General features: G+C 70.6%; 12 protein-coding genes and 1 pseudogene. 4 read left to right on the top strand and 9 right to left on the bottom strand.

Translation table 11 applies throughout. The features are described from left to right. Positions 1-988: Mur ligase family protein (locus IF19_RS0120430; protein WP_032747672.1), on the top strand; the 988-nt coding region annotated here is incomplete at its 5' end. Between the two features lie 237 nt (positions 989-1225). Here IF19_RS0120430 and IF19_RS0120425 read toward each other — a convergent pair. Next, positions 1226-2422 carry an FAD-dependent monooxygenase gene (locus IF19_RS0120425; RefSeq protein WP_030112261.1) on the bottom strand — a complete coding sequence of 399 codons (1197 nt, stop codon included), beginning with the start codon at positions 2420-2422 and terminating at the stop codon, positions 1226-1228. A gap of 112 nt (positions 2423-2534) precedes the next feature. Further along, positions 2535-4037 (bottom strand): MFS transporter, encoded by a 1503-nt coding sequence (locus IF19_RS0120420; protein WP_030112260.1) that lies wholly within the window; start codon positions 4035-4037, stop codon positions 2535-2537. Between the two features lie 53 nt (positions 4038-4090). On the opposite strand from IF19_RS0120420, the gene IF19_RS1000000138825 reads away from it, so the two are divergent. After that, the gene (locus IF19_RS1000000138825) at positions 4091-4345 is read left to right on the top strand and encodes a hypothetical protein (protein WP_324605228.1); all 255 of its coding nucleotides are present in this window, start codon (positions 4091-4093) and stop codon (positions 4343-4345) included. Between the two features lie 320 nt (positions 4346-4665). On the opposite strand, the gene IF19_RS0120410 is transcribed toward IF19_RS1000000138825, so the two are convergent. The 5 genes from IF19_RS0120410 to IF19_RS0120390 all read right to left on the bottom strand — a co-directional run bounded on the left by IF19_RS0120410 (position 4666) and on the right by IF19_RS0120390 (position 9828). Beyond that, positions 4666-5022, bottom strand: a complete 357-nt coding sequence (locus IF19_RS0120410) for an STAS domain-containing protein (protein WP_050493872.1) — start codon at positions 5020-5022, stop codon at positions 4666-4668. Between the two features lie 87 nt (positions 5023-5109). Continuing rightward, positions 5110-7005, bottom strand: coding sequence for a GAF domain-containing SpoIIE family protein phosphatase (locus IF19_RS0120405; RefSeq protein ID WP_050493873.1), 1896 nt, complete (start codon positions 7003-7005; stop codon positions 5110-5112). A gap of 403 nt (positions 7006-7408) precedes the next feature. After that, on the bottom strand, positions 7409-7777 hold the full coding sequence (locus tag IF19_RS0120400; RefSeq protein WP_223857862.1) for a GNAT family N-acetyltransferase: 369 nt from the start codon (positions 7775-7777) through the stop codon (positions 7409-7411). A 416-nt stretch (positions 7778-8193) separates the two neighbouring features. Next, positions 8194-8907 (bottom strand): class F sortase, encoded by a 714-nt coding sequence (locus tag IF19_RS0120395; protein WP_030112256.1) that lies wholly within the window; start codon positions 8905-8907, stop codon positions 8194-8196. 99 nt (positions 8908-9006) lie between these two features. Beyond that, positions 9007-9828 (bottom strand): hypothetical protein, encoded by an 822-nt coding sequence (locus tag IF19_RS0120390; protein WP_030112255.1) that lies wholly within the window; start codon positions 9826-9828, stop codon positions 9007-9009. A 348-nt stretch (positions 9829-10176) separates the two neighbouring features. Here IF19_RS0120390 and IF19_RS1000000136310 point away from each other — a divergent pair. Next, a pseudogene (locus tag IF19_RS1000000136310) lies at positions 10177-10557 on the top strand (pyridoxal-dependent decarboxylase); the annotation flags it as partial. Positions 10558-10725: 168 nt separating this feature from the next. On the opposite strand, the gene IF19_RS0120385 reads toward IF19_RS1000000136310, so the two are convergent. Next, on the bottom strand, positions 10726-10971 hold the full coding sequence (locus IF19_RS0120385) for a hypothetical protein (RefSeq protein ID WP_030122189.1): 246 nt from the start codon (positions 10969-10971) through the stop codon (positions 10726-10728). A gap of 535 nt (positions 10972-11506) precedes the next feature. Then, the gene (locus IF19_RS0120380; RefSeq protein WP_030276609.1) at positions 11507-13375 is read right to left on the bottom strand and encodes a glycoside hydrolase family 18 chitinase; all 1869 of its coding nucleotides are present in this window, start codon (positions 13373-13375) and stop codon (positions 11507-11509) included. Between the two features lie 308 nt (positions 13376-13683). Here IF19_RS0120380 and IF19_RS0120375 point away from each other — a divergent pair, with 308 nt between their 5' ends. Next, complete coding sequence (locus IF19_RS0120375; RefSeq protein WP_030113481.1) at positions 13684-15369, top strand: acetolactate synthase large subunit; 1686 nt, start codon at positions 13684-13686, stop codon at positions 15367-15369. Positions 15370-15446: the final 77 nt, after the last annotated feature.

The following is a 15446-nucleotide window of genomic DNA, read 5'->3' as shown; positions in this document are numbered from 1 at the left end:
TCCGGAATCGCCCGATCTCCAGTACCTGCTGGGGCACATGCGCGACCGGGCGTGCGGAACCGTCGTCCTGGAGGCCACCTCGATGGGGCTGCTGACGCATCGCCTGGACCGGACGTTCGTCGACATCGGCGTCTTCACCAACCTGACCCAGGACCACCTCGACGACCACGGCACCATGGAGAACTATCGGGACGCCAAACTGCGTCTCTTCCAGGGCCTGTGCCGACGCGCCGTGGTCAACGCCGACGACCCGGTGGGTGCCGGGATCCGGAAGTTGATGCCCGGCGCGGTGACCACGTACGCGCTGGACGGCGACGCGGACTACCGCGCGAGCGACCTCGCGGTGGACGCCTCGGGCTCCCGGTTCACCCTGCACCACGAAGGGCGCAAGTATCCGGCGGCGATTCCGTCGCCGGGCCGGTTCTCGATCTCCAATGCGCTGGCCACGGTGGCGGCGTGCCACCTCCTGGGCCACGGTCTGGCCGGGCTGGTCGACGCACTGGAGCGGATGCCGCAGATTCCCGGCCGCTTCGAGCGCCTCCAGATCCCCGGAGGCGCCTCGGTGATCGTGGACTACGCCCACTCACCGGACTCCCTCAGCAAGGTGCTCACCACCATCCGGGGCTTCGCCCGGGGCCGGGTGATCACCGTGTTCGGCTGTGGCGGCGACCGTGACACCACCAAGCGCGCCGATATGGGCGTGATCGCGGGCACCCACTCCGACCTGTGCGTTCTCACCTCCGACAATCCTCGGTTCGAGGACCCCGAGGCCATCCTCGACCAGATCGCGGAGGGCATCGCGTCGACCGGGACGCCGTTCGAGCGGCTGACCGACCGCCGTCCGGCCATCGCCGCCGCGCTGGCGGAGGCGGGTCCGCACGACATCGTGCTCGTCGCGGGCAAGGGCAGCGAACCGCACCAGAGCATCCGGGGCGAGCTGCTGCCCTTCAGCGACATGGCGACCGTGCGTGAGCTGATCGGCGCGTAGGCCGGTCGGCCCTGAGGTGTGCGGGCCCGGATCGATGCGTCGGCGGTGTCGGCATACGTACGGGGCCCGTCCCGGCCGTGCCTCACGCCTGAGCCCGTCCGGCCCGCCGTGCGCTCGCCTCCTCCCGCGCGGGCCCAGGAAGCCGGGTCGCGGTCGGCGATCGGGGCTCTGCCCCCTGAGCCGCCTGCCCGCGCGCGGGGAGCGGCCGATTGCGCTGTTCGCCCACAGGAAGCGCCGTCACCGCTGGAGGCCGTACGGAGGCAGCGTGAAGGTGTCCGCGGGCGGTACGAGGAATCGGTTGAGGGCTTGGGCGACGCGGGGGCGGGAGGCGGCGCGCAGGACGGTGTTGAGGGTCCGGATGCCGGCCCGGGTGCGGGGTGAAGCGATGCGGGGCACGCCGGGCGGCAGCTTCTGGGCGCGGGTTGCGTAGGGCCGGAGGATGCGCTCGTAGCGGGTGAACGCATCGCTGTGGTGGGCGTGGTGGGCGAGTTCGCCGGCCAGGACGTAGGAGCCGGTGAGGGCGAGGCTGGTGCCCATGCCGCTGAGAGGTGAGGCGCAGTAGGCGGCGTCGCCGACGACGGCTACGCGTCCCCGGGACCACGAGGGCATGCGGACTTGGCTGACGGCGTCGAGGAAGAAGTCGTCGGCGGTGTCCATGGCGGCCAGGATGCGCGGGATCTCCCAGCCCGCGCCGGTGAACAGCCCGCGCAGGAGCTTCTTCTGGGCGTCCGGTGCCAGGCGTTCGTCTCCCCGTGGCGGGGAGAGGTAGGAGAGGGAGGCGCGGGTGGTGCCCCGGTTGTCGGGGCGCAAAGTCGCCGTGCGCCCCCCAGTGGCGTTGTGCCAGCGGGCCCAGGTGCCGTCCGAGGGCCGGCGGGGGATGGTGAAGTACGCGGTCGTCAGGCCCACGGCGCGGATGTCGGTGGTGCCGCCGAAGATCAGGTCGCGGGTGCGGGAGCGGGCTCCGTCGGCGGCGACGACAAGGTCGAAGGCGCGGTCCGGGCCGTAGCGGAAGGAGACGTCGACCTTCTTCCCCGTGTCGGACAGCTGAGTGATCTCGTCCCCGAACAGGTACTCGGCGTGCGGGTGGGTCGCCTCGTAGAGGATGCGTGACAGGTCGGCGCGCAGGATCTCCAGCTCGGCGATCGGGCCTTGGCCGCCGAAGGCACCGCTGGCGAAGGCGGCTTCGGTACGGTTCGCCGCGTCGACGAAGCGGACGCCTTCTTCGCGAGTGGCGTGGTCCTGGAGGGTACGTTCCAGGCCCATCCTGCGGGCGACGTCCCTCCCGGCGCCGCGCAGGTCCACGGTCTGCCCGCCTTCCCGCAGGGCGGGAGCCCGCTCGACGAGGGTGGCCTGCGTTCCGTGCCGTCCGAGCCAGTGGGCCAGGGCCGGGCCGGCGATGCCGGCTCCCGCGATCAGTACGCTGCGATGTGTCACGACGCTTCCCTTCCGCCTTTCTCATCTTCTCCCGCCTCGGGCGGCGGCTTCGGTGCGCGGTCCGTTCCGGCCCGGGCCGGGGGCAGCCGTATTCCCGCCCCCGGCCCGGGGCTCAGACGGTGAGGTGCTGCTTGGCGCCGGAGTCGTCGGCTGTGGTTTCGGGGGTGACGCCGTGCTGCTCGTCTTCCGGGCGGCCCTTCTCGGGAAGCAGGAAGGTGATCGCGAGGAAGACCACGAGCAAGCACGCCTGGACGATCAGCGCGTGGTGGAAACCGCCGGTGAAGTCATCGGTTGTGGCCCGGGCGAAGAACACCGAGCCGAAGACCGCGACGCCGATGGAACCGCCGACCGCCTGGGCCGCCGACAGGACACCGGAGGCGGATCCGATCTCGTCGTCGTCGACCGCGGCCAGGATGAAGCTGAACAGGGCGGCGATCACCATGCCGGCGCCGATGCCCGCGACCGCCACGCCGGGAGCGATGTCCCAGATCGAGAACGAGGCGGCGTCGAGCCCTTCGAGCTCGACCCACAGCACGACCGCGCCGGCCAGCTGGACCATCGGCCCGATCTGGAGCACTTTGCGGCCGATCCTTTCGGCGAGGAACGCGCCGCTGACGGCACCGCCGATCGCGGTTCCCACGGCGAGGGGCAGGTTGCCCAGACCCGCGTCACCGGCGGTGAAACGGTGGCCGATCTGGAGGAAAAGGGTCAGTACGAGCTGGGTGCCGACCAGCCCGCCGAAGAACAGGGCGATGCCGCCGAGGCCGACGGTGAAGGCCGGCTTGCGCAGCAGCCCCGGGGTCACCAGCGGCTCACGGCCCGCGGCGGCCGTACGGCGTTGCTGGAGGGCGAAGAGGGCGAAACCGATCACCGAGCCGGCCATGGACAGCCACGTCCACAGCGGCCAGCCGTTCTCCTGTCCCTGGTTCAGCGGCAGCACGAGCAGGGTGCAGGAAGCCACGATCAGGGCCCCGCCGGTCATGTCGACCCGCACCGTGCGGTCGCCCGCCTTCCTGGGCACGAACTTCGCGGCGACCACGAGCGCCGCGAGGCCGATGGGCAGGTTGACCAGGAACACCGACCGCCAGCCCAGGCCGAAGAAGTCGCCCTCGATGAGGAAGCCGCCCAGGACCGGGCCGATGATGCCGCCCAGGCCGAGCACAGGTCCGAAGATCGCGAAGACCTTGGTGAGCTCGGGGCCGGAGAAGTTCTCCCGCAGCAGGCCCAGGCCCTGGGGCAGCAGCATCGCTCCGGCGGTGCCCTGCAGCAGGCGGAAGGCGATCAGCGACTCGATGTTCGGCGCGACCGCGCACAGCAGGGAGGTCGCGGTGAAGGCCGTGAGCCCGAGCAGGAACATCTGTCGCCGGCCGTAGCGGTCTCCGAGGCGGCCACCGAGCACGAGCCCGGCTCCCAGAGTGAGGGCGTAGCCGCCGATCACCCACTGCAGCCCGACGGAACCAGCCCCGAGGGATCTCTCCAGGTCAGGCCCGGCGACGTTGACGATCGAGGCGTCCAGGAGATCCATGATCTCAGCGACGATCATCACCGCGAGGATCAGCCACCGCCACCGGTAGGGCTCAGCCGTCTCCTCAAGGGCGGCGGACGGATCGCGCATACCAAATACCTCCGTGGTGAAATAGCTCCACAGTGAAGGTAAAATAGTGGCGGTTGGTTGTCAAAGCGCAGAGCCGTGCGGAGCGCGTGGCGGAGGAGAGGCGTGAAGGCATGGAGGGCGTGGTGCGTGACGGCGTCCCGGAGCGGCGTGAGCGGCTGATGGAGTCACTGAGGATCTACGGCGGCCACTGCGCCGAGCTCGGTCGGTGCTCCGCCGCCCGGCCGGGCCCGCACTCCGCGAACGTGACCGCGGTCCTGGAGGTCACCGCCGCCCAGGAGTGCGGCATTCCCTGTCACCGGCACGGCTGAGCGAGCGATGTCCACGGGTGCCGCCACCGCGCTGCTGAATCGCCTCGAATCGGCAGCGCACATCACCCGGGCCCGCGAGCACACCGACCGGCGCATCGTCACACCGCGCGGCGGACACATTCAGAAACGGGCAGACGATATCTTCGCGACGCTCGCTCGCCGCCACGCCGCCACGCCACGCTCGCCGCCGCGCCGCCGCGATGTCGCACTACCCGCCCCGGAGCTTCAGCGGTGGCGGACAGACGTGGCACAGCTGCGTGGGGCCCCTGCCCCACCGGCCAGTAATCCGGGAACCGGCCTGGCGATCGCCTCGGGCATCGTCACCGCCGGTCGCGCCCGGGGGAGTCGAGGGCGGCGTCCAGGGTCGGTCGGATGGTGAACAGGTCGGTGACGCCGGTGGTGTCGAGGCGGCGCTGGAAGGAGTCGCTGATCGGGCCGATGAGGGTGAGGCCGGTCCGGTGGGCGTGGAGGAGGCGCCGGAGGAGTTCTTCGTCGCCGAAGCCGAGCGCGGAGAGGTCGACGATGAGCGGTAGCGCCCACGCGTCGGCGTGCTGGAAGGCGGCCGCGAGCTCATGGCTCGTCGGGTGGGTGTCCCCGATCAGGCGCAGGAGGTAGGCCGCCGGATACAGGGTGTGCTGGATCCGCAGGCTGTGGTGGTCGCTGTCTCTCCTCTGCACGTGTCCATGATGGCAGCCTCGGGCGGGGCGGCGGGCACGGGTGGTTGCCGTGGCCAGAGGGGTGTGCCTCCTGCCGCGGGCTCCCTTTCACCGTTCGGTGGTGGTGGCGCCCGCCTGGATGGGGGGCGGTTGCGTGGCGGGGATCCGCACGGCGAGGAGGGCGATGTCGTCGCCGGTGTCGGGCGCCGGTACCTCGTCCATGATGGCGTCCAGCAGTTCGGGCAGCAGCCGGCCGCTGTGGCCGGTGAGAAGGTGTGCGGTCAGGTCGATGGCCTCGGTCATGGTCTGTCCGGTGCGCTCGACCAGGCCGTCGGTGTAGAGGAGCAGGGCGCTGCCGGCGGGCAGCGTGATCCGGTTGTCCGTGCGTTCGGGGCCGGCGAGTCCGGGGAACAGCAGCATTCCGTGTTCGTGGAGTCGCCGGCCCGGGGCGTGGGGTGTGGCGATCAGGGGCGGAGGGTGGCCGGCGTTGGTCCAGGTCAGCTCCCAGTCGCCTTCCCGCGGCGGAGGGCAGGGGCGCAGATGGGCGTGGATGAGGGTGCCGCTGGCTCCGAGGTTCAGGCGGGTGTTCGCATGCTCGAACGCGGTGACCGTGCGGGCGGGGCCGCCGCCGGGGTGGTCGAGATCGGCTTGGCGGAGCATGCTGCGGACCTGGCCCATCAGGGTCGCGGCGTCGAGGTCGTGGCCGGTGATGTCGCCGATCGAGACCGCCAGTACGTCCGGAGCCGGGGAGTCGTCGCCGCCCTGGTCGGCGGGCGGCAGCGGGTAGGCGTCGTACCAGTCCCCACCGACCAGGTCGGTCTCCGCGGCGGGCCGGTAGAGCGCTGCCAGCTCGACCCCTTCGACCTCGGGAAGGTCGGTGAGCATGGCCCTCTGCATCTGCCGTGCGGCCGAGACCCGGTTCTCCACGAACAGGGCCCGCTCGACCGCGCGGGCCGTGTAACCGGCCAGGGCCCTCAGGAGTGCCTGTTCGACGATGTCGATCTCGTGGGCTTCGTCCCAGCCCAGCACCAGAGTGCCCAGCGGGATCACCGTGCCGGGCAGCGGTACGCACACCGCGCTGGCCAGGCCCAGGCTGTTGAACGCCTCCACGGCTTCGGGGGCGTAGTCCTGGCGCAGTTCCGCCTCGTCGGTGACGGTGATGGTGCGGTTCTCCCGGGCCGCGCGGGCGGTCGGCCAACCGGAGTCCAGGTCGTACGTCTCGTACTCGCGCTCCATGGGCGCGCCGCCGGTCTCGTCGATCAGGCGCCGCAACCGGCCCGCCGAGTCGTTTTCCACCAGGGCGAGCCCTACGTAGACCGGCTTGAGGTCGCTGGTGACCAGATCCCGTACGGTCTGGCGGACCTCGGCCAGACCGGTGGTGTCGGCCAGGGCGTCGGCCGCACTCAGCAGCAGCTGCGAGCGGTCCAACGCGCCCCGGTACCGGCGAGTGATGGTCTCCGCCTTGTCCATGGCGTCCTGGCGCTGGCGCGAGACGATCCGCAGCCGCAGCTCCGCGCTGCACGCGGCCGCCAAGTCCTCCAGCAGCCCCAGCTCCCGCTCGCTCCACCGCCGGGGCTCGGTGTCGATCGCGCACAGTGACCCCAGAACGTGCCCGTCACTGTCCGTCAGCGGCATCCCCGCGTAGCCGACCACGCCCAGGTCCGGGATGGCGAGGGACGTGACCGTCCGAGCGTCTTCGCGAGCGTCGGTCAGTACCAAGGGCCTGCCCTCGGCGACCACGTGCCGGCACAGCGAATGCGTCAACGGCGTCTGCCGGCTCTCCGCCCACGGACCGGGCAGCCCCACCATGCCCGGAAACACCTGCCGCGCCGGCTCCACCAACGACACCAACGACACCGGTACGCCCACCAGCTCAGCGGCCAGCCGGGCGAACCGCTCCATCCCCGCATCCGACGCCGCGCTCAGCCCCGTCTCCCGCAGCCCACCGAGCCGGCCCTCGTCCCACAGCCGCGACAGCGAAGCCTCTCCGTCAGAGTCCGCCATCACACACTCCCGCAACCGCGCACCCAGGCGCCGACATATTTGCCCGGAGGCAACAGTAGCTCAACGCGCCGTCACGATGAGCTGTCAAGGACGGGAGGGTATGCCTTCCCGGTCGAGGCGGAGGCGACGTCGCCGTACACAGAGCGGCAGGAGACCTGCCATGACCCCGGGCCGCGAGCCTGAGTTCTCGGGCACGGGCTGTCCGGCGGCCGGCGAATCCCTGCGAAGTCCGAAGGGCCGGACCGGACCCGAGGAGCCCACGCCGTGGCCGGGGTTTCTCGACTGCCGAACTGCCCTCTCCCCGGATGGACTCGTTCAATCGGAGCCCCCACGCCGGCGCGCGAGCGCGTCTGCCACCGGGGTCTCGCCGCAGGTGGGAACGGGTCGCCCAGGGCCTCTGGCGTCAGACGTCCGGCTCCATGGTGTGCGGGCAGGCGGCCGCTGCGGTTGCGGGGATGGACATACGGCGCAGGAGGTCGCGTGTCGCGCGCAGGTTCAGGGTGCTGCGCCACTTGACGCTTGGGTGACGGGAGCGCAGATGCGACAGGGCGCGGGTCCCCAGGCCGGTGCTGCGGAACCGTTCCTCCAGGGTGACGTCGGTGATGACGCCTTGTTCGCAACGGTCGCAGAGCCGGTAGCGGACCTGGCCGACGACCTTGCGGATGTGGACCAGGAGCAGGCATTCCTCGTCCGGACGGGTACCGCCGGGTACACGGGAGGGCAGGAACTCGATCGATCGGTAGGCCAGGAGCCGACGCCGCAAGCGGCCCATCGGCCGACCCCGGCGAGAGTGCCGTGGAGCGTCACGGCTGACCGCGCCCTCCTGAGCGGTCAGGGCGGAGCCGAACAGAGTGCTCGTAGGACGCGCGTGTTGTCCGTGCATGCGAGCCCGTGTACCCCCGAGCAGCATCTTGGATGCCCCTCTTGTCTTGGCCGACTCGCCCGGGCGAGGTCTCCTCCAGCGTATTCGCTCAGGAATCAGCCCGACCGGGTGTCGTACCGGAACCGGCCAATCCGCCGCCCCGAGGGTGACGAATACCCGATGTGAGCGGATGTCAGGAGGAGGCTCCGCACATGCGAGGTTCTCCGGCGGCTGCGGCGAACCTCGGATCGCTCCCCGCGGTGCAGGGCCCGCGGGGGACGGCTGTTGTGGGGCGCCACTCTCCTGGGCGCCCCACAACGGATCGGTCAATTACCAGCCGTGCTGTCGGTGAGAGTGGCGTAGACGACCACGTTGTCCGCGTACCGGCTGTCGGAGGCGGAGTAGTCTCCGCCGCAGGTGATGAGGCGGAGACCGGAGTGATCCAGGTTGCGGTAGACCTCGACGGTGGGGAACTCGTCCTTGGGATAGACGGCGGTGCGGTCGACGGTGAAGGCCGCGGTCCGGCCGTCGGCGCGCCGGACCTCGATGCGGTCACCGGGGTCGAGTTCGGTCAGCTTGAAGAAGACCGCCGGAGCGCCGTCCCAGGTCACGTGACCTGCTATCACCGAAGGGCCCACGGAGCCGGGTGCCGGGCCGGGTGTGTACCAGCCGGCCTTGTCCGGATCGCGGGGTGTCTCCATGGCTCTGTTCTTGCCCAGGCCCAGATCCTCCAAGGGGGAGGTCACGTCGATCGCGGGGATCGTGATGCTCAGGGGGCGAGAGGCGGACAGCGCCTCCGTACGCTGTCCGCCTCCCGAGGGGCTGGAGGCGCCTCCGTCCGACAGAGGCGTCCGCGTGGCCGGGGCCCGGGATTCGCCGGCCTTGTTCTTCGCGGCGGGCGGGGCGGGTTGCTGTCGGCCCACTCCCCATCCCAGCAACAGCCCGCCGGCCAGCAGCAGTGCCGTGATGGCGGCCGTGAGCACGAGCGTCCTTCGCCCCTGTGATCCCGGGGGCCCGTCGTTCGGTTCGCTGCCGTTCATCGCCTTCTCCCTTCCCTGCTCACTGCCGTTGCGGAACCTCGGACTCGTCGGCCGGCCGGAGAGCGCCCCTGGGGCCGGCCGGTCGGACGGGGCTGGTGGTCAGCTGCCACCGCGGTCGGCCGTGCGGGTACGGCGGCGTACGGCGAAGAGACCGCCGGCCGCGAGCGCGGCCACGCCCCCCGCGGCGAGAAGCCCCGGCGATTCGACGCCTTCCGTGGTGGTGCCGCCGGTCTCGACGCCGCCCACCGGCATGGAACCGACGGCTGCGCCCTTGACCATGCCGCAGGTGGCCGGGGCAGTGGCCTCCTGGGGCAGCTTCGGGTCGAGTTCGCTCTTGCCCGCGCCGAAGTCGTACTTCCCGTCGTCGTTCCGGTCGATTCCGTGCTGGACGACGTGCAAGTCCTTGAGGTGGTCCGCCACGTCCCGGGAGACGGTGATCGTGCGGGAGTACGTCAGCTTGCCGTCCTTGTCCGCGACGGGCATCCGATCCACCGCGAGGCCGCTGTCCTTCGACGTGTCGCCCTTGGTGGTCAAGGAGATGTTGATGTCCCCGTACTGCGGCAGCCCCTCGGCGGTGGTGACGATGCCGTCCCCGTCCTTGTCGGCGCTCTTGTCGGGACAGCGGAAGTCGTGGCCGTCGGTGGAGCCGTGGATGTGCTGGGCGTGGGGCTGACCGGGGACGAGTCCCTCCGCGTCGATCTTCACGGTCAGTTTGTCGCCGTCGAGGCTGACCAGGGCGGCGCCGCCGGCACCGGAGTCGTTCAGCTGCTCCAGGTCGATCTGATACGTGTCGCCGTCGACCGCGTTGGTGGTGCCGACGGGGTGCCCCTCATGTGCCAGGGCGGGCACGGCCACCCCGAGAGTGAGCGCGGCGGGCAGAACGAGCAGGGCGGTGAAACGAGTTGTACGGCTGGCTGTCACGAGGACACATCCCCTTCCGGAAGTTCCGGCGCGAGGCCGGAACTTCGTTCGGTCGCTGATGTCGTCTACTCGGGACTGCTCGCCGTACGGATTGGTCTGAGCATGACCGGTGGGGCTCGTGTGACGCCGGGACGGACTCATCCGAAGGTGGAAGGTACGCCTCCAGGTGCTCGGCGAGATGGAGTTAGAGGCGCGCGGTACGCGTGGTGCGTCTGTGGCCGCGCACTTCTGAGAAGTCGGTGACCGCGCCGCGTCGTGACGGCGCGGACTACGGGCGGCGGACCTGGTCCGCGCCGACCCATCGCTGCCGACAACCAGGTGCTGCGCCTGCTCGCGGAGCTCGCCGGGATGCCGGCCGAGACCGGCGGGTGCTTCGTCCCGGGCGGCTCGGCCGGGAACCTCTCCGCCCTGGTCACCGCGCGCGACACGGCTCGACGACGTCGGGGGCTCGGCCCGTACGACTGTGTCCGGTTCGCCTTGTCCGACCAGGCCCACTCGTCCATCGGCGACGCCCTGCGCATCATCGGCGTCGAGCCCTTCGCGGTGCCGACCATGGGCCACCGCATCACCGGCCCTGTACTGCGCACCGCGCTCCTCGCCGACGCCGGCCCATCCCATGTGACCGGGGTGGCGGCCGCTGGTACCGCCAACGCTGGAATCATCGACGACCTCGCGGGAGTCGCCGCCGTGGTCCGTGACTTCGACCTCTGGCTCCACGTCGATGGCGCGTACGGGGGTGCCGGTCTCCTCGCCCCGAGCGTCCGGGACCGCTACGCGGGAATCGAGCAGGACGACCCTCGTCATCGCCCCCCACAAGTGGCTGATCGCTCCCTTCGCCCGCCGCCGAGTTCGACGGCGGCATGCGGCTGCCGGAATTCGGCCCGGCCCGGCGTGCGATCAGTGAGCGGGGGAGTGGAGGAGGTCGTGGTCGCGTTCGTAGTTCGCCAGGGCGAGCCCGAGGGCGAAGAAGGTGGGGGCCCACTCCCCGACGAAGATGCCCCACCGGTCGGCACGCGCGGTGCCTGCGGCCTCGGCCTTCATCGATCCGCACCAGGAGACGACGGACAGGCCGATCGAGGCGAACGCCGCAGTGTAGGCGTGCTCCGCCTTCAGACCCTTCTCGTGCAACATCTTGACGATCATGACTCTCCAGACGACGCAGGTAGACGCTCCATCTACAGTCGCCCCGCGATCCCGGACCCGCATCTCGACCCGCCCCACCGAAGCTGCCCGCGCAGGGGGAGCCGGGTCATGGACTGGCCGATCCCCGGCGCATTCGAGAGATCATCGGCGTCGGGTTCGCGCCGTCCTGCACCACTGCCGATGGGCTGCGGCAGGTGCCGCATGATCCACTGAAGCGTCCCGGCTGGCGCCTTCACCCCGCTGCGCCCGGCGGCGCTCCTGGCAGCGCCCCTCTTCCTCCTACGCCCCATCGGCCGGCGGGACACCGCAGCTACCGCTGTCCTTCTCGACGGGCAGTGCTCGTCGACGGACCCCTGTCTGAACTGGTCCGAGCGGACTCGTCCTCGTCGAAGGGGCAGAGGCTCTGAGCGGCGGGCGGAACAGCGGGTCGCTGGGGCCTGAGCCGTTCAGGCCGCGCCGCTCCGTCTGCCCCGGACAGTGTCGTGCCCGCCCGCCCCTGTTCGTGGGGCGGGCGGGCACGGGGATGGTCCGGGGACTACTTCAGGCCGCTGCTGATGGCCGTCACCAGTTCGCCGTTCGTCGTGTCACCGTTGAACTCCCAGAAGAACGCGCCGCCCAGGCCCTGGCTCTTGGCCCACGCCATCTTGGTGCCGACGGTCGCCGGAGTGTCGTAGCTCCACCAGTCCTTCCCGCAGTGGGCGTACGCCGTGCCTCCGACCGTGCCGGTGGCCGGGCACGCCGTCTTGAGGACCTTGTAGTACTGGTTGCCGGGCTCGACGCCGGCCGCCGGGCCTGTCGCCGTGCCGCCCGGGGCCGACTGGGTGACGCCGGTCCAGCCGCGGCCGTAGAAGCCGATGCCCAGGAGCAGCTTGGAGGCCGGGACGCCCTTGGCCTTCAGCTTGGCGATGGCGTCGGCCGAGGTGAAGCCCTGCGCGGGAATGCCCGGGTAGGAGGTCAGCGGGGAGTGCGGGGCCGTCGGGCCCTGTGCTGCCCAGGCGCCGAAGAAGTCGTACGTCATCACGTCGTACCAGTTGATGTACTGCGCGGCGCCTCCGTAGTCGGCGGCGTCGATCTTGCCCCCGTTGGAACCGTCGGCGGTGATGGCCGCGGTGAGGAGGTTGTTCGCACCGAACTTGGCCCGCATGGCCTGCATCATGTTCTTGAACGCGGCAGGTCCGCTGGTGTCGCAGGTGAGACCGCAGGCGTTGGGGTACTCCCAGTCGAGGTCGATACCGTCGAAGACATCGGCCCAGCGGGGGTCCTCGACCAGGTCGTAGCAGGACTGGGCGAAGGCTGCGGGGTTCTGGACGGCCTGGCCGAAGCCGCCGGACCAGGTCCAGCCGCCGAACGACCAGAGGACCTTGATGTTCGGGTACTTGGCCTTCAGCTTGCGCAGCTGGTTGAAGTGGCCCCGCAGCGGCTGGTCCGAAGCGTCAGCCTTGCCGTCGACCGACTGGGCGGCGCTGTAGGACTTCTGGTAGTCCTCGTACGCGTCGCCGATGGTGCACTTGCCGTTCTGCACGTTGCCGAAGGCGTAGTTGATGTGCGTGATCTTCTCGGCGGAGCCGGAGGTCACGAGGTCCTTCGCCGTGTAGGAGCCCCAGTTGGTGAAGTAGCCCAGGTTGATCTTCCCGTTGCCGCCGGGGTTCTCGCCGCCGCCACCGCTACCGGTGGTGCGGACGGTCGTGGCGGCCGACGCCGGGCCGGTCTGGTCGGCGGTGTCGCGGGCCACCACGGAGTAGCTGTAGTCCGTGCCCGCCGTCAGGCCGGTATCGGTGTACGTGGTGCCGGTGACGGTCGCGACCGTGGCGCCGTCGCGCTTGACGTCGTAGTTCTTGATTCCCTTGTCGTCCGTGGCGGGTGCCCAGGACAGCTTCGCCGAGGAGTTGGTGACGTCGCTCGCGGTGGGCTTGCCGGGGGCGGAGGGGGCGTTGTCACCGGGGTTGGTGGAGCCGCCGTCGCACGGGTTGCCGTTGAGCTTGCAGCCGGAGGGCGTGCCGGTGCCGGAGCCGTTGAAACCGAAGGACACGGACGCGCCGGGTGCCAGGGTGCCGTTCCAGCCGAGGTTCTTGGCGGTCCAGTGGTTCGCGGAGTTGGTGACGGTGGCGTCCCAGGCGGAGGTGACCTTGGTGTTCGCCGGGAAGTCCCACTCGACGCTCCAGGTGGAGAGCGTGGTGGTGCCGGTGTTCTTCACCGTCCACTTGCCCTCGAAGCCGCTGCCCCAGTCGGATGCCTTGGTGTAGACGGCGGTGGCGGAGGACGCGGCCTCCGCCGGGGCCGCGAGACCCACCATGGCGGCCAGCGGCACGAGGAGCGCCGTGGCCCCCGCGAGGGTCTTGGACCGTCTGCCCGGGGAGGCGGTCCGGGAGGATCTGGCACGGCGCCAACGCGTTTGTGTACTCAAGGCTGCTCCATGAGTGGGGGGCTCCAATGGGCAGGGGGGTCCCTGGCCCGTCAACCCTGCGCGGCCATGAGCCACGAGCTCTCGTCGGGGCCCTCGCAGTGTTGCCGTGACCCTAAGAAGGCCTAGACCAATCGTCAAGAGGTCTGGACCAACGGAAAGTTGACGGGGGCTCGGCAGGGCGCTGGATCCTGCCGGGCCCCGGCGTCAGCGAGGAGCGTCCAGAAGGACTCGGCCTGGACGCCTGGGGTAGACGGCTGACCGGCCCACCTCATCGGCGCGGCCAGAACTCAGGAGAGGACACGACCGGCGTGAGCGAATCCGAGCACCGGAAACAGACCCCCGACGGAGCGGCCGAACTCCTGGTTCGCTGCCTGGAGAACGAGGGCGTCGAGGTGGTGTTCGGCGTACCCGGCGAGGAGAACATCCGTTTCACCAACGCTCTCGCCCGCTCGGAGAGGATCCGCTACGTCCTCACCCGGCACGAGCAGGCCGCGTCGTTCATGGCGGAGATGCACGGCCGGCTCACCGGCTCGGCGGGCGTGATGTCCGCGACGCTGGGACCCGGCGCGATCAACCTGATGCTGGGCGTCGCCGACGCCATGACGAACAGCACCCCCGTTGTCGCGATCACCGCGCAGGTCGGCAAGGAGCGCAACTACAAGGAGTCCCACCAGTTCGTTGACCTGGTGAGCATGTTCGCCCCGGTCACGAAGTGGTCGGCGGAGGTCCCGGCCACCCGGGCCATCCCGGAGATGGTGCGGCGCGCCTTCAAGACCGCGGAGTCCGAGCGGCCCGGCGCCGTCTACCTCGCCGTGCCCGAGGACGTCGACGAGGCGACGGACGGCTCGGACCTGCGCCCGCTGCGCAGGAACGTCGTGCAGCCCGAGGCGCCGTCCCCGAAGCAGATCAAGCGCGCGGGGGAGCTGCTGCGGCAGGCCCGCCGGCCGGTGATCCTCGCCGGACACGGCGCGGCGCGCGGCGGCGCCGAGGAGTCGCTGGCGGCGTTCGCCACCGCACTCGACGTGTCGACGGCGACCACCTTCCACGGCAAGGGCGTCCTGCCCGACGACCACCCGTGCGCGACCGGCACGTTCGGCTTCATGCGGCGCGACTACACCAACTTCGGGTTCGAGGAGGCCGACGTCGTCATCGCCGTCGGCTACGAGCTTCAGGAGTTCGACCCGTCCCGGATCAACCCGGACGGTGACAAGAAGATCATCCACATCCACCGCGTCCCGGCGGAGGTGGACGACAGCTACTCGGTCGACGTCGGCATCATCGGCGACATCTCCGCCTCCCTCGACGCCCTCGCCACCGAACTCGACGGCCTGCGCTGGACCATCGACGACGAGGACACCAAGGCCACCCGCACGCTGCTGGCCAAGGAACTCGAACAGGGCGCCGCGGACGAGCGCTACCCGCTCGCCCCGCAGCGCGTCATCGCCGACACCCGCGCCGCGCTCGGTCGCGACGACATCGTGCTGGTCGACACCGGCGCGCTGAAGATGTGGATGGCCCGGCTCTACCCGACGTACGCGCCGAACACCTGCCTCATCTCCAACGGCTTGTCCACCATGGGCTTCTCGCTGCCCGGCGCGCTCGCGGTCCAGCTCGCCAGGCCGCAGACGAAGGTGCTGGCGGCGGTCGGCGACGGCTCGTTCCTCATGCACTCCCAGGAGATCGAGACCGCGGTTCGCGAGAACATCCCGCTGACCGTGCTGATCTGGGAGGACAACGGCTACGGGCTCATCAAGTGGAAGATGGACCTGGAGGTCGGCGAACACTCCAACACCGACTTCGGCAACCCGGACATCGTCCAGTACGCCCGCAGCTTCGGCGCGAAGGGCTACCACATCGAGTCCGCCGGGGACCTGCTGCCGACGCTCCGTGAGGCGCTGGCGGACCCGGGCGTGTCGATCATCAACTGCCCGGTGGACTACGCCGAGAACATGAACCTCATCGAACACCTCGGACACCTCGACTCGGCGCTCTGACCCGCCCGCGGCGCGGCCCGGCCCCCTGCACGGGCCGCGCCGCGGGTCCTCCCGCAGGGGCGGTGCTTTCGGGCCTG

This window comes from Streptomyces californicus, from assembly GCF_000717645.1.
GTDB classification, from domain to species: Bacteria; Actinomycetota; Actinomycetes; order Streptomycetales; family Streptomycetaceae; genus Streptomyces; species Streptomyces californicus.
This window is presented reverse-complemented; position numbering and strand designations above follow the sequence as displayed.